Raw genomic sequence first — 15,956 nt, 5'->3', positions numbered from 1 at the left:
ATGCCTATGACCGGCTGCGGCCTGACGCCAACCTCAGGACGCTTCCGTTCGGGCCCGGGAGCGAAGGCCTGGTGATCTACATGGTCCTTGAGGATCAGCGGCGGGTCGCAGTTCTGCGTGTCATTTGGACAGGTTGATCGAACCTTCAGAGGATCGAGGCGAAGGCGGCCGAGAGGGCGAGGGCGCCGCCGCCGAGCAGGGTCATCCGCTCGGTCGGGTCGGCCATGATCACGGTCGGGGTGACGCCGTCCCGGTCCGGGCTGTAGGCGACCAGCCAGCGTTCCAGCAGGTCGCGCATCCGGGTCCCGCCGGCGCAGACGTCGCCGTGCATCAGGTAGCGGCCGGAAGCGATCATCTGCTCGTTGTTGGCCAGCCCGACGGCGAGGTTCTGGGCGTACAGCTGGAGCAGGTCGGCGGCGCCGGGATGATCTTGGTCGGCGAGCTCGGTGAGCCGGCCGCAGTCGATCATGGTCGGCTCGGGCAGCCCGCGCCGTTCGGCCTCGGCACGCAGCCAGGTCAGGGTGGCGATCGTCTCCCAGCAGCCGATCCGACCGCACGGGCAGGGCAGGCCGTGCAGGTCCACGACGGTGTGACCGTACTCGCCGCCCGCGCCCTGTTCGCCACGGACGATCTCGTGGTCGTACACGAGCCCGAAGCCGAGTGCCTCGCCGGTGTAGACGGAGGCGAAGCTGGCCAGCCCGCGGCCGTGGCCGAACCACTTGTCGCCGAGCGCCTGCACCCGCGGATGATGATCGATGTAGACCGGTACGCCCAGCTCGCGGCCCAGCCGTTCGGTGGCGGGGTAGTGGTTCAGCACCGGGGCCAGCTGGAGCGAGATGATCGAGCCGCTCGCCGTGTTGATCGTGCCGGACGCCGCAATGCCGACGCCGAGCAGGGTGGCGTCGTCGAAGCACTCGTGCGCGACGGCGAAGATCGTCCGTTCGATCTCGGCCAGCGGCGCGCCGGCGTCGATGGGGCGCTCGGCCTGGTGCCGGATGGTGCCGTCGACGCCCAGCCGGGCCCCGATGATCGCGTGCGGCGCGATCCGCATCGAGCCGAGCTCCGGGCCGTCGGGCCGGAACCAGACCGGCCGGGCCGGCTTCCCACCGGCCGGTGAGGCGGCGACCGACGCGCCCTCGACCAGGGTGCCGTTGTCGATCAGGGGCTGCAGGATCGAGGTGATCGTGGCCCGGTTCACCTGAAGGGCTCGGGCCAGTTGGGCGCGGGACGAAGGGCCGTCGCGATGCAGCAGCTCCAGCACCCGGGATCGATTGGTGCGTCCCATCGCCGCCGGGCTGAGCAGGCCTGGCTTCCGGGTCGGGCCGATCGTCGTCACCCGCTGCCTCCGATCTCGTGACTGCACCATCATCGCCGCCGTAACGGGATCGTCACCGGTGTCCTCTCGACGATCCCGCCGACAGTATGTATGGTTTCACAACAAACATACCTCGGGAAGTCTTGGAAAGGGTGATCGTTGATGCCAACAGCCGGCCGGCCGCGCTTCGGGGTCGTGGGAGGCGGAATCCGCGGAGCGCTGTTCGCAGCGGCGATCCGGCAGCATCCGCAGGCCGACCTGGTCGCCGTCTGTGACCCCGATCCGGCGGTACGCGAGCGAGCCGGCACCGAACTCGGCGTGCCGGTCCAGCCGGACCTCGACGCAATGCTGGCGGCCCACCCGGACCTCACGGCGGCCGTGATCGCCACCCCGGACTTCGCCCATCGGGAGGCCGCGGTGCGGTGCCTGGAGCACGGCCTCGACCTGATGATCGAGAAGCCGCTGGCCACCACGGTCGCCGACGCCGACGCGATCGCCGCGGCGGCCGAAGCACACGGCGCCAAGATCATGATCGCCTTCGAGAACCGCTGGAACCCACGCTTCGCCGAGGTGCGCCGGCAGCTCGCGGCGGGCGAGGCCGGAGCCGTGGTCAACCAGGTGATCAATCTGAACGACACGATCTTCGTCCCCACTCAGATGTTGTCCTGGGCGGCGCAGAGCTCCCCGGCTTGGTTCCTGATGCCGCACAGTCTTGATCTTGCCTGCTGGTTGTCCGGCGGTCGCCCGGTCAGCGTCTTCGCCCGCGGAGTGAAGCGGGTCCTGCCGGAGCGCGGTGTCGACACCTGGGACGCGATCACGGCGACCTTCACGATGGCCGACGGCTCGGTGACCGTGCTCAACTCGCAGTGGGTGCTGCCGACGTCGCTGCCGGCGGTCTTCGACTTCCGGTACGAACTCAACACCGACACGACCAGCTTCCGGCTGAACATCTCCGACAGCGGGCTGACCCGCTACGACGCCGCCGGCGGCCAGTGGGTGCAGCTCGGCGGCTACCGCCACTACGACGAACTCCGCGGTCTCGGCGTCGACATGATCGGCGACTTCATCGCCGTCCTGAACGGCGCGGAGCGCGATCTTCCCGGCATCGCCGCCGGCCGCATGATCACCGCGGCCATCGCCGCGGTGCACACCAGCCTGGAGAGCGGGCTGCCGCAGGAAATCTGACCACTCCGACGAAGGAGCGCACCATGACGAACACCACCTTCACCCGCCGCTCGGCGCTGCAGCTCGGCGGTCTGGCCGCCGGTGGCCTGGCCCTCGGCGGTTGCGTGAGCGCCAACGACCCGGGCACCGGCAGCGCGCCGGCCGGCGGTGACGCGCCGCTCAAGCCGGGCGCCCAGCCGACCGGGCAGCTCACGATCATCGACGACAACACCAATACGACGTTCCAGAAGTCGACGATCGCGGCGTTCGAGAAGGCGACCGGGATCAAGATCGCCTCCTACACCCAGGGCAACTTCAACGACCTCCATGATCGTTACGCCACCCTGTTCGCTGCCCAGGACTCGAGCGTCGACATCGTGATGACCTGGGCGGGCTGGTCGGCCGAGTTCGGCCAGGCGGGCTGGCTGCAGGAACTCGACCCGTCAGCCGTGCCGGGCGACTTGATCAAACCGGCGCTGGACGCGGTGAGCTGGCAGGACAAGGTGTACGGACTGCCGAAGTTCTCCAGTGTGCAGACGATGTTCTGGAACAAGACCGCCTTCGCGAAGGCCGGGCTGGACCCGGACACCGGGCCGGAGAGCTGGGACGCGTTCGTCGCGGCGGCCAAGCAGCTCACCACCGATGATCATTACGGATTCGCCTGTGATCTGGGGAATCCGGCGGGCGCGTACCAGAACTTCCTCCGGATGCTGCTGCTGAACGGCGGCAAGATGTACGACGCCGACTACCAGCCGATCTTCAACGACGAGGCCGGCGTCGAGGCCCTGACCCGGCTGGTCGAGCTGCTCCAGGTGCACAAGGTGATGGACCCGTCGTCGCTGCAGCTCAGCCACTCGGCCGACCTCGCAGACCTGTTCGCGCGCGGCGGGGTGTCGATCGTGTTCAACTGGCCGTTCCAGTGGTCGGTGGCGACGGGGGAGAAGTCGTCACTGGACGCGGACACGGTGGGCAACGGGCTGATCCCGGGTATCAGCGTTCGGTCCGCGACGATCGACGGCTCGGAGGGTTTCGCGATCAGCAAGTTCTCCAAGAACAAGGAGGCCGCGCTGGCCTGGCTGCAGTTCGTCGCGACCGGCGAGGTGCAGCGCGAGATCGTCGCCGGCGAGGGCTGGTTCCCGGTCTCGGAGTCCGTGCTGACCGATCCGGACAGCCTGGCGGCGCTGCCGGTGCTCGCCACCTACCAGCAGACGACGGAGTACGCGACCAAGCGGTACGGAACGCCATGGTCCAGCGAGCTTGATCAACTTCTCTCGGTGCAGCTCAATCAGGCCATGAACGCCAAGATCACGCCCAAGGAAGCGCTGGACGCGACGGCGGCCGGCACCAAGGAACTGGTCGCCAAGTACCTGCCTCGCTGAGCCGCCGTCCAGCACCGTGCGAAGGAAGTGATCATGAGCGTTGCCAGCAGGACGGACGTCCGCCGGCTCCGGGACGTCCGGTTCGGGGCGCTGATGGCGCTGCCCGCGGTCGCGATCGTGGTGGCGCTGCTCGGCTATCCGATGGGGTACGCCCTCTACATGTCCGGCTTCCAGTGGAACGACAAGATCGCCGGCGTCCGGCCGTTCGTCGGCTTCGGCAACTACGCGGAGCTGGTCACCGACGGGCAGTTCCTGGCCGCTCTGGGCCGGACCCTCTACTTCTCGGTGTTCACTGTGCTCGGCGGCGTCGCGCTCGCCGTCGCGATCGCGGTCCTGCTGAACCGGGAGTTCCGCGGCCGGACCATGGCCCGGGTGCTGCTGCTGGTGCCGTGGGCGGTGCCGCCGGTGGTCAACGGGATCATCTGGAAGGTGATCTTCGACGGGCCGGGCGGGATCGCGAACACCGTCCTGCTGCGGCTGGGTGTGGTCCCGGAACGGGTGCAGTGGCTGGCCGATCCCGGGCTCACCATGAACGTGTTGATCTTCGCCGAGCTGTGGAAGCTGCTGCCGTTCCTCTGCCTGTTGATGCTGGCCGGCCTGCAGGGCATCCCGGCGAACATCTACAAGGCGGCGGTGATCGACGGCGCCGGACCGTGGCAGCGGTTCACCCGGGTGACGCTGCCGAACCTGCGCGGCCCGATCCTGTTCGCGCTGGTCGTGCAGTCGATGTGGTCGCTGAAGGTGTTCGACACGATCTTCGTCCTGACCGGCGGCTCAGGCGGGCCGGCCGAGGGGACCACGACGATCAACTTCCTCGCCTACCTGACCTCGTTCAGCTATCTCGATCGGGGGTACGGCGCGGCGATGGCCGTGGTCACCATGGTGCTGGTGATCGTGGTGACCGTGGTCTGGATCGCGATCTTCCGGCAGCGCGGCGACAGCGGAGGACGATCATGAACCCTTCGACACGCTCAAGGCGCGGCAGGCGGCGGCTGCTCGGCACCGTCGTCCACCGAGCCCTGGTGGTGCTGTTGTTGATCTACCTGTTGGCGCCGTTCTGCTGGATGGTGGTCTACAGCCTGTACCCGCCGGAGGCCTTGCAGGGCGAGGGATTCGTGGTCGGGGCGGTCACCCTCGACTCGTACCGGAGGCTGCTGGCGGACGGCTCGTTCCTGGTGCCGATGGCGAACTCGGCGATCGTCGGGATCGCCACCACGGTGATCACGATGACGCTCGGCTCGGCGTGTGCCTACGTCCTGGCCCGGACCAGGTTCCGCGGCCGGCAGGCGCTGCTGCTCGGCATGCTCACCGTGCAGGCGATCCCGGTGATCGTGCTCGCCGTGCCGCTGTTCATCCTGCTCCGCGCCTTCGGCGGCTACGACCACCTGGTCGGGTTGATCATCACGTACACGGCGTTCATCCTGCCGCTGGTGGTCTGGATGATGGTCGGCTTCTTCGCCGACCTGCCGCCGAGCCTGGAACGGGCCGCGCGGATCGACGGCTGCAACCGGCTCCAGGTGCTGACCCGGATCGCCGTACCGCTGGCCGCGCCGGGGATGGCCGCGACCGCGATCCTCGCCTTCATCACCAGTTGGAGCGACTTCTTCCTGGCCAAGGTGCTGACCACCAGCAAGGCGGTGACGCTGCCGGTCCGGACCGCGGCGTTCCAGGGACTCTTCGCGATGGACTACACGTCGGCGGCGACCGCCGGCGTGATCACCGCGGTGCCGGTGTTGATCTTGGCACTGCTGGCCCAGAAGTGGATCATCCGTGGCCTCGTCGAGGGTGCGGTGAAGGGATAATCATGGCCGAGATCAAGTTGGTCGGCGTCAGCAAGTCGTTCGGCCGCGGCAAGCGCGCCGCGGTCGCCGTGCACGATCTCGACTACACCATCGCCGACGGGCATTTCGTGTCGCTGCTCGGCCCGTCCGGCTGCGGCAAGTCGACCACGCTGAACATGATCGCCGGACTGGAGGACGTCTCCACCGGCGAGATCCTGATCGACGGACACCGGGTGGACGACCTGGAGCCGGACAAGCGCGATCTTGCGTTCGTCTTCCAGGACTACGCGCTGTATCCGCACATGAGCGTCTACGACAACATCGCGTTCGGGCTGCGGATGCGGAAGGTGCCGCGGGAGGAGACGGACCGGCGGGTCCGCGACGCGGCTCGGCGACTGGACATCGAGCACGTACTGGACCGGCGGCCGCGACTGCTGTCCGGCGGGCAGCGGCAGCGGGTCGCGCTGGCCCGGGCGATCGCCCGGCGGCCGGCGGTGTTCCTGTTCGACGAGCCGTTGTCCAATCTGGATGCGTTGCTGCGGGACCAGACCCGCAGCGAGCTGAAGCTGTTGCACGCCGAGCTCGGCGCGACCAGCGTCTACGTCACCCATGATCAGGAGGAGGCGATGACGCTGTCGGACAAGATCGCCGTGATGAGCCGCGGCCGGCTGGAGCAGTACGGCACCCCGTACGAGATCTATCACCGGCCGGCAACCGAGTTCGTCGCGTCCTTCGTCGGCAAGCCGCGGATGAACCTGCTGGACGCCGAGCCCGACGACCGGGGCCGGCTCGCGGTCACCGGCACCCGGCTGCGGCTGGCGGCCGGCGAAGATCACAGCGGTCCGGTCCGGGTCGGGCTCCGCCCGGAGGAGTGCGGGCTCCGCCCCGCGAAGGCGACCGAGGCGGACGGAACCGTTCGCGTGGTCGAGCCGCTCGGCAACGCCGCGGACGTGATCATCGACCTCGATGGCACCCCGTTCACGGCCCGCGTCCCGGGCTTCGGCGAGCTGCGCCCGGGCGACCCGGTCATGATCGACACCGCCCGCGCCACCCTGCACTGCTTCGACCCGGAGTCGGGCCTGCGCCGGTGAACCGAGCTGGCATCACACGTCGACGACGTCGACCAGGCCTTCCAGTCCGGCGAAGTCTTGGGCGTTCCGGGTCAACAGAGGTAGGCCCTCTGCCAGTGCGACGGCCGCGATGAGGAGGTCGGCGAACCGGCTACGAGGCTTTCGGCCTCGCGCGACAACGGCGCTGTAAATGCGTCCGTAGGCCCGTGCGGCCTCGAGGTCGAACGGCAACGGATCGAAGGCCGCTTCCGTGCGCTGCAACCGGTCCTGGCGGGTGGCGCGTTCGGTGGCGTCGCTGGTCGCCGCCGGACCGGCCGCGAGCTCGGCCAGGGTCACCGACGAGATCGCGACTTGGACCGGGAGCTGATCCGGCGACAGCGTTCCGAGATCGATGACGACGGAGGTGTCCAGCAACCCGGCTGCGAGGCGTTCAGCCACGAGGCACGGCATCCTGGTCCAGTACCGCGTCCAGGTCATCGCGGAACCGGTGCCGGTCCATGGGCGGGGCACCGCTGAACATCTCGACCGCCACCCGGGAGTCCACCCATCGGCGGCGGCGGAGCGGACGGAGTTCACCGACCGGTTCACCATGACTGGTCACCACGAAGGAGCGTCCCTCGGCCAGGCCGCGCATGACTCTCCCGCTGTCGTTGCGTAGCTCTCGCTGGCTGATCTGCTCACTCATGAGCAAGATCGTAGCACGACGTGCTACATATGACTTCCGCCGGAGACCGGAACTCGAGATTAGGCTGCTCCTGCCCACCGGAGGAGGAGCCGATGACCGACCGTTCCGTGCTGCGCGCCCTGCGCGAGGACGACCTGCCGTTCCTGGAGCGCTTGAGTACGGACCCGGAGGCGCTCGGGCCGTTCGAGTGGCCGGGGTTCACCGACGTGCAGGCCCGGCGCCGCCGGTGGGAGGAGGACGGCTACCTCGGCCCGCACTCCGGGATGATCGCGGTCACCGACGAGGACGACGCCGCGGTCGGGATCGTGTCCTGGAAGTCGGAGGGCCGGGGGACTCCGGTCGGCGTGACGTACGAGATCGGCATCGCGATCGTGCCGGAGCACCGCGGCCGCGGCCTGGGCACGCTGGCCCAGCGGCAGCTGATCGACTACCTGTTCGACCACACCACCGCGAACCGGATCGAGGCGACCACGAACGGCGAGAACCACGCCGAGCAGCGGTCCCTGGAGAAGGCCGGCTTCACCCGCGAGGGGCTGCTCCGCGGCCGCTCCTTCATCGGCGGCCGCTACCACGACACGGTCTACTACGGACTGCTCCGCTCGGACGCCCGGCCGCGGTGAATAGGGTTGCCGTCGTGGCGACGATTGTGGAGAACCTGGCGGCGGTCCGCCGGAAGATCGAACGGGCCTGCGCGGCGGCCGGTCGCGATCCTGCGGAGGTCCGGCTGTTGCCGGTGAGCAAGACCCATCCGCCGGAGTTGATCATGGAGGCGTACCGGGCGGGGGAGCGGTTGTTCGGCGAGAACCGGCCGCAGGAGCTGGCCGCCAAGGCCGAGCAGCTGCGCGATGTCGGCAACCTGGAGTTCGCCGCGATCGGCCACCTGCAGACCAACAAGGCGAAGTTGATCACCGACTGGGCGGCCGAGTTCCACGCGCTGGATTCGATCAAGGTCGCCGAGGTGCTGGACCGCCGGCTGCAGCAGGCCGGCCGCGGCCTGGACGTCTTCATCCAGGTCAACTCCTCGGGCGAAGATCAGAAGTTCGGCCTGCCGCCGGAGGAGGTGGCCGGCTTCGCCGAGCGGTTGCGCGACTATGCGTCGCTGCGGGTCCGCGGCCTGATGACGCTGGCGATCTTCTCCGACGATCAGGTACGGGTCGGCCGCTGCTTCGCCGTGATGCGGGACCTGCAGACCCGGCTCCGCGACATCGGCACGGCCGCCGGCAGCTACGACGAACTGTCGATGGGCATGTCGGGCGACTTCGAACTGGCGATCGGCTACGGCGCGACGACGGTGCGGGTCGGCCAGTCGATCTTCGGCGCCCGCCTCGATCCCAACGCTTACTGGAATCCCGCCGGCTAGAGATTGTCGATCTTGATCGGCGGCAGGTCGTCGGCGGGCGTGAAGCCGAAAACCCTGCCGAGGAAGAACAGTTGGGCCTGGATGGACGCCTGGATGTTCTCCGCGCGGCGGAAGCCGTGGCCCTCGCCGTCGAAGATCACCATCGCGACCGGCAGCCCTTTGGCGCGGACGGCGGCGGCCATCGTCTCCGCCTGGTTCGGCGGCACCACCTTGTCCTCGGATCCCTGCAGGATCAGGATCGGCGCGTTCAGCCGGTCGACGTGATGGATCGGCGAACGGTCCTGGTAGGTGTCCAGCGCCTCCGGGTACGGGCCGATCAGCCCGTCCAGGTAGTGCGACTCGAACTTGTGCGTGTCCTTGGCCAGCGCCTCCAGGTCGCCGATGCCGAACAGGCTGATCCCGGCGGTGAACCGGTCGGTCGCGGTCAGCGCGCGCAGCGTCGTGTAGCCGCCGGCGCTGCCGCCGAGGATGGCCAGCCGCTTCTCGTCGGCCAGGCCCTGCTCCACCATCGCCGTCGCGCCGGCGACGCAGTCCTCGACGTCGACCAGACCCCAGGTGCCGCGCAGCCGCTCCCGGTACTCCCGGCCGTAGCCGGTGCTGCCGCCGTAGTTGACGTCCAGCACCGCGATCCCGCGCGAGGTCCAGTACTGCACGTCGAGCCGGAGGCTGGCCGGGGTGAACCCGGTCGGGCCGCCGTGACAACGGGTGATCAACGGCGGCAGTTCGCCGTCCGGGCCGGTGTAGCCCGGATTGGTCGGCGGGTAGTACCAGCCGAAGACCGGGCCCGCCTTGCTGGACCAGGAGACCGGCATCGGCGTCGAGATCACGTCACGGGGGATCGGCACGTCGCCGGCGGCGCGCAGCTCGGCCCAGGCCGGCTTGGCCAGCTCCATGACCGACAGCGAGTCGGGCCGGTCCTCGTACCGCATGACGGTGGCCAGCCGACCGCCGCCGACGGTCACCGCCCCCGGCTCACCGCTGTCCGGGAACGGGTGCAGGTCGCCGGTCCGCAAATCCAGCCGGCCGATTCCGGCGGCGCCGTTGCGGCGCCAGGTGCAGATCAACTCGGTCGCGTCGATGATCGCGTACGGCCGGTCGCCGACCGTCCACGGCGGCTCGCAGAACTCGGCCTCGGCCCGGTGCAGCGGGCGCACCGCGGAACCGTCCCAGAGGTGGAGGTTCCACCAGTTGGTGCGGTCCGAGACGAAGATCAACTCGCCGGTCGGCAACCACTCCGGATAGATCGCCGATTCCGATGGCCCGCCGGCGACCGGCGTGTGATCGCGGATCCGGCCGCCGTCCAGCCGCCCCGCCATCAGCGCGGTGGCATCCCACGGCATGTTCGGGTGGTGCCACTCGACCCAGGCGATCCGTCCGTCCGGACCGAGCCGGGGGGAGGAGTAGAAGTCGGACCCGGAGCAGAGCACCGTGCCGCCGTCGGCGTTGTCGCCGGCCAGTTCCAGCGCCACGACCGTGTTGACCGGCTCGGCGTCGCCCTGGTGTTCCTCGCGGACCGCGAGGACGAGGCCGCGCTCCGGCTGCAGCTCCAGATCGGCGTAGCGGAACCCGCCCTCCGGCGTGATCGGCACCGGCGGAGATCCGGCGGCATCGGTCCGGTAGAGCCGCTGGTCGGCGAAGTTGGCGAAGACCACCACCCCGTCGACCGCGGCGTAGGCCCCGCCGCCGTACTCGTGCAGCCGACTCCGCACGTTGAACTCCGGGCCGGTGACCTCGGTCGACGGCTCGTCGCCGGTGCGGCACCGGATCGCCGTGCGTCCGCCCTGGTCGGCCCTGGTTTCGGTCCAGAAGATTCGCTCGCCGTCGATGATCGGCGAGCCCAGACTCGTCGTCTGGGCAGTCATCAGATGGGGGGTGACGGGCGAGGACCAGGATCCGAAGGGCTCAACCGACATGATCACCACCCTAAAGGGTGCCAACGCAAGCGCTTACCCGTGCTGTGCCCGCTGGTGCAGTTGGTACGGATGGTGCAGAATGGGTGGCGATCAACCCGGGGCGCGTACCGAGTCGAGGATGTCGGGGAAGGCAGCCCTCTGGCGCCGGTAGGAGCACTGGGAGGATCAATGAGCACAACTCGTGGCGTCCTGTACGTCCACTCCGCGCCGTCGGCGTTGTGCCCACATGTCGAGTGGGCCGTCGGAGGCGTCTTTGGCATGCCCGTGCGGCTTGACTGGATCCCACAGCCGGTCGAGCGGGCGAGCTACCGTACCGAATATTCGTGGACCGGTCCGGCGGGGACCGCCGGGAAGTTGGCCAGCGCGATCAAGGGCTGGCAGCGGCTGCGGTTCGAGGTGACCGAGGAGGCGACCGCCGCCTCGGAGGCCGAGCGCTACTCGTACACGCCCACGCTCGGGATCTTCCACGCCATCACGGGCATCCACGGCGACATCATGATCCCCGAGGACCGGATCCGGCACGCCATGGCCACCGCCTCGCTGGGCCGACGCGACCTGACCGCCGTCCTCGATGAGCTGCTGGGCAAGGACTGGGACTCCGAACTCGAACCCTTCCGGTACGCCGGCGACGGCGCCCCGGTCCGCTGGTTGCACGAGGTCGTCTGACGCGCCGAGGAACGGCGCAAGGTTGCGGATTCGGTGGCCACCCGGCAGGGTGGAAAGGCCGTCGCGGCCGGCAATCGGTCGGTCGCGTGCTGACCACCGAACGGAGGGGGCGCACGCTTCGCGTCGCTGACTCAGACCTGTGACTGAACCGAAGACCACGCAGCCCGAGACCACGCACATCGATCAGCAGGGCCCTGCGGGCCTGGGCCGGCGGATCGCCCATCCGGCGATCAGGACTCCACCGGGTCCACCCAACCAAGCGAACCTGAAGCTGGACAAGATCGTCTTCGGCGTCGCCGCCGTCCTCGCACTCGCCTTCTGCTTCTGGGGCTTCGCGAATCCGATCGGCCTCGGCGGTGCTTCGGCCTCGGCCCTGGACTGGATCGAGACCAATCTCGGCTGGTTCTTCGTCGTGGTCGCGACCGGTTTCGTGGTGTACGTCATCTGGCTGGCCGCGAGCAAGTTCGGCCGGATCCCGCTCGGTCGGGACGACGAGGCTCCAGAGTTCAAGACGGTGTCCTGGATCGCCATGATGTTCAGCGCCGGGATGGGCATCGGGCTGATGTTCTTCGGTGTCAACGAGCCGCTGACCCATTTCGTCGAGCCGCCGCCCGGCACGGCCGAGGCCGGTACGGACGCGGCGCTGAAGACGGCCATGGCGACCACGCTGTTCCACTGGACCCTGCACCCGTGGGCCATATACGCGGTGGTCGGCCTGGCGATCGCGTACGGGACGTTCCGGCTCGGCCGCAAGCAGTTGATCAGCTCCGCCTTCGCCGGGCTGTTCGGCAAGCGGCAGGCCGAAGGCCCGGCCGGCAAGGTGATCGACATCCTGGCCATCTTCGCCACGCTGTTCGGCTCGGCGACCTCGCTCGGCCTCGGCGCGCTGCAGATCGGCAGCGGGTTGCAGATCGTCAGCGGGATCGGCGAGGTCGGCAACGGGATCTTGATCGCGATCATCGTGATCTTGACCATCGCGTTCATCCTGTCCGCCGTTTCCGGTGTGGCCAAAGGGATCCAGGTGCTGTCGAACGTGAACATGGTGCTCGCCGTGATCTTGGCGATCTTCGTGTTCGTGGTCGGCCCGACGGTGTTCATCCTGAACCTGATCCCGACCGCCGTCGGCAGCTACTTCTCCGAACTCGCCGAGATGGCGGCCCGGACAGAGGCCAGCGGCGGCGACGCGATGACCGAGTGGCTCAAGGGCATGACCGTCTTCTACTGGGCCTGGTGGATCTCCTGGACCCCGTTCGTCGGTGTCTTCATCGCGCGGATCAGCCGCGGCCGCACCATCCGGCAGTTCGTCTCCGGCGTGCTGCTGATGCCGAGCCTGGTCAGCCTGGTCTGGTTCTCCGTCTTCGGCGGTACGGCGATCTTCCTGCAGCGCGGTGGGATCGACCTGGCCGCGCAGGAGAGCGAGGAGGCGCAGCTGTTCGGGATGCTCGACCAGCTTCCGATCCCGCAGGTCACCGCGGTGCTGGTGATGATCTTGGTGGCGATCTTCTTCGTCTCCGGTGCCGACGCGGCTTCGGTCGTGATGGGTACGCTCTCGCAGAGCGGCTCGATCGAGCCGAGTCGGCTGAACGTGATCTTCTGGGGCGTGCTGACCGGTGCGGTCGCGGCCGTGATGCTGCTGATCGGCGGCGAGAATGCGTTGCAGGGATTGCAGAACGTGACGATCATCGCCGCCCTGCCGTTCGCCGTGGTGATGGTCGGGCTGGCGATCTCGCTGACCAAGGACCTGCAGCGTGATCCGATGATCCTGCGCGACACGCTCGGTGTCGAGGTGATGGAGAAGGCCGTGGTCACCGGTTTGACCAACCACGGTGAGGATTTCGCGGTGGTGATCGAGGCCACCGACAAGACCGACGAGCTGGGTGACGGCAAGGCGGAGCAGGCCGCGCCGGCCGACCGCGAGTTGCGTTGATCACGATCCACGGTTCGGGCGCGTAAGCAAGATCACGATCTTGAAACGTGATCTTGCTGCGTGCCCGAGGGTGAGCCCCGGAAATGTCACAAGATGGTAACTTTGAGGATTCCCTTGTGTACAAGGAGAAATCTGTCGATCTTGAGGGGTCCTTAAGGTCGATCACGGACGATCCCTCCGATCCGTGCGGGTCGGTTTGTTACGGTGAGGATGGCTTCGTGGGTGCAGCGTGGTCGTTGCCGCCATGTTCGACGTGACGGGATCTCTGGCAACAAGGGCCAGCCACTCACGGCTGGTTCGTCCTGCGCGCATCGGGACTAGTACGAGGCCAGTGGTCCATCGGGAGGACTGCGCAAGCAACCGGGGAGGTGCCGTGGGCGAAGCCACGTTTGCGGTCGAGGCCTATGAACTGTTCAAGGTCTTCGGCCGCCGTTCGAAGGAAGCCGTTCGCAAGCTGAAGGCGGGAGCGCCACGCGACCGGCTCGGTCCGGGCGCGACGGCCGCCGTCATCGACGCGAACTTCCAGGTGCGTCCGGGCGAGATCTTCGTCGTCATGGGCCTGTCCGGTTCCGGCAAGTCGACGTTGATCAGAATGCTGAACGGGCTGCTCGAACCGACCGCCGGCAGCGTGGCGGTGCAGGGCACCAAGATCAGCGGTGTGGCGCCGGCTCGGCTGCGGGCGATCCGGCAGAAGGCCGTCTCCATGGTGTTCCAGCACTTCGCGCTGATGCCGCACCGGACGGTGCTGGAGAACGCCGCGTACGGGCTCGAGGTGCAGGGCATGCCGAAGCCGCAGCGGACCGCGAAGGCGCTGGAGATGATCAAGATCGTCGGGCTGGACGGCTGGGCGAACAGCTATCCGGACGAGCTGTCCGGCGGCATGAAGCAGCGGGTCGGGCTGGCCCGGGCACTTGCGGCGGAGACCGACATCCTGCTGATGGACGAGGCGTTCTCCGCCCTCGATCCGCTGATCCGGCGCGAGATGCAGGTGCAGTTGATCACGCTGCAGCAGGAGCTCAACAAGACGATCATCTTCATCACCCACGACCTGAACGAGGCGATGTTCCTGGGCGACCGGATCGCCGTGATGCGGGACGGCCGGATCGTCCAGATCGGTACGCCCGAGGAGATCCTGACCGACCCGGCGAACGACTACGTGGCGCAGTTCGTCCAGGACGTCGACCGGGCCCGGGTGCTCACCGCGTCCAGCGCGATGGAGCAGCCGCGGGCTGTGGTACCGCTGAGTGCCGGACCACGCGGCGCGTTGCGGATGATGCGGGACCTGCAGACGTCGGCGGCGTTCGTCACCGGACCGGCCCGCAAGCTGCTCGGGTACGTGACCGATCGCGAGACCATCGACCTGGTGCGGAGCAGCCGCACCGATCTCAAGGCCGTGCTGCGCACGGACTTCAGCAGCACTCCGCCGGACGCGAGCCTGATCGACCTGGTCGAGCCGGCCGTGGAGAGTGCGCTGCCGATCGCGGTCGTCGAGGACGACCAGCTGGTCGGCGTGGTACCGCGGGTGACCCTGCTGGCGTCCCTCGGCAGTGCGTCGCCCGGTCCGCGAACTCCGGAGTCGCCGTCCGCGGCCGAGGAGGAGGGACGGCTGCCGTCCGGCACCGTCGATCTCGCACTGAAGGAAGGAGCGGGCGATGACTCTGCTGAGCTTCGGTGACGCGCTGATCCGGTTCTTCCAATCCTTCTTCACCGAGGACGGGTTCCGGATCCCGCTCGGTGCCTGGGTCGAGGGCGGGATCACGTTCCTCACCACGTACTTCTCCGGCGTCTTCACCGCCGCCCGCACGGTGCTCGACTTCTTCTTCGCCTGGGCGGAGTTCTTCCTCAAGGCGCCGCCGTTCTGGGTGATCATCCTGGTCATCGCCGGGCTCGCCCTGCTGGCCCGACGCTGGATCCTGGCGATCGGCTCGATCCCCGGCTTGTTGATCATCGTCGGCGTGAACCAGTGGGAGAACGCGATGGAGACGCTGGCGATGGTGCTCGTCGCCAGCGCGATCGCGATCGTGTTCAGTGTCCCGCTCGGCATCCTCGGGGCGAAGTCCCGGATCGCGGCGATGATCATGCGCCCGATCCTCGACCTGATGCAGACCCTGCCGGTCTTCGTCTACCTGATCCCCGCGTTGCTGCTGTTCCGGGTCGGCGTGGCTCCCGGCATCTTCGCGACGATCATCTTCGCCATGGCGCCGGGCGTCCGGCTCACCCAGCTGGGCATCCAGAACGTCGACCGCGAAGTGGTCGAGGCGGGCCAGGCCTTCGGCTCGACGCCGTGGCGGGTGCTGCGCCAGATCCAGTTGCCGCTGGCGCTGCCGACGATCATGGCCGGCGTCAACCAGGTGATCATGCTCTCGCTGTCGATGGTGGTGATCGCCGGCATGGTCGGTGCCGGCGGTCTCGGTGGCGAGGTGGTCCGCGGCCTGGGCAGCCTGGACATCCCGCTCGGCTTCGAGGCAGGGCTTTCCGTGGTGATCATCGCGATCATTCTGGACCGGCTGAGCGGGGTGCTCGGCCAGCAGCGTCAGTCGCCCCGGCGCCGGTCCCGTCCGGCACCGGCTGCAGCGGCCGAGGCGGAGACGCCAGCAGCCGAGGCGGCCACGGAGGAACTCGAGACGCAACCGACGAAGCGACCGGAGCATGAAGCGCAGCCGGCCGCGCAGTGACAGACGCGCTGTGTTCACGAA

General features: G+C 68.5%; 15 protein-coding genes. 11 read left to right on the top strand and 4 right to left on the bottom strand.

Features of this window, described 5'->3' with window-relative positions; genetic code table 11:
* Positions 1-145: 145 nt before the first annotated feature.
* Positions 146-1,336: an ROK family transcriptional regulator gene (locus BKA15_RS06445; RefSeq protein WP_179749126.1), complete on the bottom strand. Its 1,191-nt coding sequence runs from the start codon at positions 1,334-1,336 to the stop codon at positions 146-148.
* 141 nt (positions 1,337-1,477) lie between these two features.
* On the opposite strand from BKA15_RS06445, the gene BKA15_RS06440 reads away from it, so the two are divergent.
* The 5 genes from BKA15_RS06440 to BKA15_RS06420 are packed head-to-tail and all read left to right on the top strand — an operon-like array spanning position 1,478 to position 6,730.
* Positions 1,478-2,500, top strand: coding sequence for a Gfo/Idh/MocA family protein (locus tag BKA15_RS06440; protein WP_179749124.1), 1,023 nt, complete (start codon positions 1,478-1,480; stop codon positions 2,498-2,500).
* Between the two features lie 23 nt (positions 2,501-2,523).
* A complete protein-coding gene (locus tag BKA15_RS06435) occupies positions 2,524-3,858 on the top strand; it encodes an extracellular solute-binding protein (RefSeq protein ID WP_179749122.1) in 1,335 nt (444 codons plus the stop codon).
* A 33-nt stretch (positions 3,859-3,891) separates the two neighbouring features.
* Positions 3,892-4,815: a carbohydrate ABC transporter permease gene (locus BKA15_RS06430; RefSeq protein WP_179749120.1), complete on the top strand. Its 924-nt coding sequence runs from the start codon at positions 3,892-3,894 to the stop codon at positions 4,813-4,815.
* Entirely contained in the window at positions 4,812-5,660 is an 849-nt protein-coding gene (locus BKA15_RS06425; protein WP_179749118.1) for a carbohydrate ABC transporter permease, read from the top strand. The genes BKA15_RS06430 and BKA15_RS06425 overlap by 4 nt, the downstream gene beginning before the upstream one ends.
* A 2-nt stretch (positions 5,661-5,662) precedes the next feature.
* Positions 5,663-6,730, top strand: a complete 1,068-nt coding sequence (locus BKA15_RS06420) for an ABC transporter ATP-binding protein (protein ID WP_179749116.1) — start codon at positions 5,663-5,665, stop codon at positions 6,728-6,730.
* A 12-nt stretch (positions 6,731-6,742) separates the two neighbouring features.
* Here BKA15_RS06420 and BKA15_RS06415 read toward each other — a convergent pair whose 3' ends face one another.
* On the bottom strand, positions 6,743-7,147 hold the full coding sequence (locus tag BKA15_RS06415) for a type II toxin-antitoxin system VapC family toxin (RefSeq protein ID WP_312878847.1): 405 nt from the start codon (positions 7,145-7,147) through the stop codon (positions 6,743-6,745).
* Positions 7,140-7,394, bottom strand: coding sequence for a type II toxin-antitoxin system Phd/YefM family antitoxin (locus tag BKA15_RS06410; protein ID WP_179749112.1), 255 nt, complete (start codon positions 7,392-7,394; stop codon positions 7,140-7,142). Before BKA15_RS06410 ends, BKA15_RS06415 begins: the two co-directional genes overlap by 8 nt.
* Positions 7,395-7,486: 92 nt before the next feature.
* On the opposite strand from BKA15_RS06410, the gene BKA15_RS06405 reads away from it, so the two are divergent.
* The gene (locus BKA15_RS06405) at positions 7,487-8,014 is read left to right on the top strand and encodes a GNAT family N-acetyltransferase (protein ID WP_179749110.1); all 528 of its coding nucleotides are present in this window, start codon (positions 7,487-7,489) and stop codon (positions 8,012-8,014) included.
* Positions 8,015-8,028: 14 nt separating this feature from the next.
* The gene (locus BKA15_RS06400) at positions 8,029-8,754 is read left to right on the top strand and encodes a YggS family pyridoxal phosphate-dependent enzyme (protein WP_179749108.1); all 726 of its coding nucleotides are present in this window, start codon (positions 8,029-8,031) and stop codon (positions 8,752-8,754) included.
* Here BKA15_RS06400 and BKA15_RS06395 read toward each other — a convergent pair.
* Entirely contained in the window at positions 8,751-10,616 is a 1,866-nt protein-coding gene (locus tag BKA15_RS06395; RefSeq protein ID WP_218871092.1) for a S9 family peptidase, read from the bottom strand. The genes BKA15_RS06400 and BKA15_RS06395 overlap by 4 nt on opposite strands.
* Positions 10,617-10,835: 219 nt before the next feature.
* Here BKA15_RS06395 and BKA15_RS06390 point away from each other — a divergent pair, with 219 nt between their 5' ends.
* The 4 genes from BKA15_RS06390 to BKA15_RS06375 all read left to right on the top strand — a co-directional run bounded on the left by BKA15_RS06390 (position 10,836) and on the right by BKA15_RS06375 (position 15,935).
* Complete coding sequence (locus BKA15_RS06390; RefSeq protein ID WP_179749104.1) at positions 10,836-11,333, top strand: DUF3145 domain-containing protein; 498 nt, start codon at positions 10,836-10,838, stop codon at positions 11,331-11,333.
* Between the two features lie 139 nt (positions 11,334-11,472).
* Positions 11,473-13,260 (top strand): BCCT family transporter, encoded by a 1,788-nt coding sequence (locus BKA15_RS06385; RefSeq protein WP_312878846.1) that lies wholly within the window; start codon positions 11,473-11,475, stop codon positions 13,258-13,260.
* Positions 13,261-13,633: 373 nt separating this feature from the next.
* A complete protein-coding gene (locus BKA15_RS06380; RefSeq protein WP_312878845.1) occupies positions 13,634-14,935 on the top strand; it encodes a quaternary amine ABC transporter ATP-binding protein in 1,302 nt (433 codons plus the stop codon).
* Entirely contained in the window at positions 14,913-15,935 is a 1,023-nt protein-coding gene (locus tag BKA15_RS06375) for an ABC transporter permease (RefSeq protein WP_179749100.1), read from the top strand. The genes BKA15_RS06380 and BKA15_RS06375 overlap by 23 nt, the downstream gene beginning before the upstream one ends.
* The last annotated feature ends 21 nt before the right edge of the window (positions 15,936-15,956 follow it).

The organism is Microlunatus parietis, from assembly GCF_013407955.1.
Classification (GTDB): domain Bacteria; phylum Actinomycetota; class Actinomycetes; order Propionibacteriales; family Propionibacteriaceae; genus Microlunatus; species Microlunatus parietis.
The sequence above is the reverse complement of the archived record's forward strand: the minus strand, read 5'-3'. Positions and strand labels throughout refer to the sequence as shown.

What these genes read in the sequence shown, in the direction of transcription:
- BKA15_RS06425 (WP_179749118.1), top strand. Translation starts at nt 4,812, where the DNA reads ATGAACCCTTCGACACGCTCAAGGCGCGGCAGGCGGCGGCTGCTCGGC.
- BKA15_RS06435 (WP_179749122.1), top strand. Translation starts at nt 2,524, where the DNA reads ATGACGAACACCACCTTCACCCGCCGCTCGGCGCTGCAGCTCGGCGGT.
- BKA15_RS06405 (WP_179749110.1), top strand. Translation starts at nt 7,487, where the DNA reads ATGACCGACCGTTCCGTGCTGCGCGCCCTGCGCGAGGACGACCTGCCG.
- BKA15_RS06395 (WP_218871092.1), bottom strand. Translation starts at nt 10,616, where the DNA reads ATGACTGCCCAGACGACGAGTCTGGGCTCGCCGATCATCGACGGCGAG.
- BKA15_RS06390 (WP_179749104.1), top strand. Translation starts at nt 10,836, where the DNA reads ATGAGCACAACTCGTGGCGTCCTGTACGTCCACTCCGCGCCGTCGGCG.
- BKA15_RS06410 (WP_179749112.1), bottom strand. Translation starts at nt 7,394, where the DNA reads ATGAGTGAGCAGATCAGCCAGCGAGAGCTACGCAACGACAGCGGGAGA.
- BKA15_RS06430 (WP_179749120.1), top strand. Translation starts at nt 3,892, where the DNA reads ATGAGCGTTGCCAGCAGGACGGACGTCCGCCGGCTCCGGGACGTCCGG.
- BKA15_RS06375 (WP_179749100.1), top strand. Translation starts at nt 14,913, where the DNA reads ATGACTCTGCTGAGCTTCGGTGACGCGCTGATCCGGTTCTTCCAATCC.
- BKA15_RS06420 (WP_179749116.1), top strand. Translation starts at nt 5,663, where the DNA reads ATGGCCGAGATCAAGTTGGTCGGCGTCAGCAAGTCGTTCGGCCGCGGC.
- BKA15_RS06440 (WP_179749124.1), top strand. Translation starts at nt 1,478, where the DNA reads ATGCCAACAGCCGGCCGGCCGCGCTTCGGGGTCGTGGGAGGCGGAATC.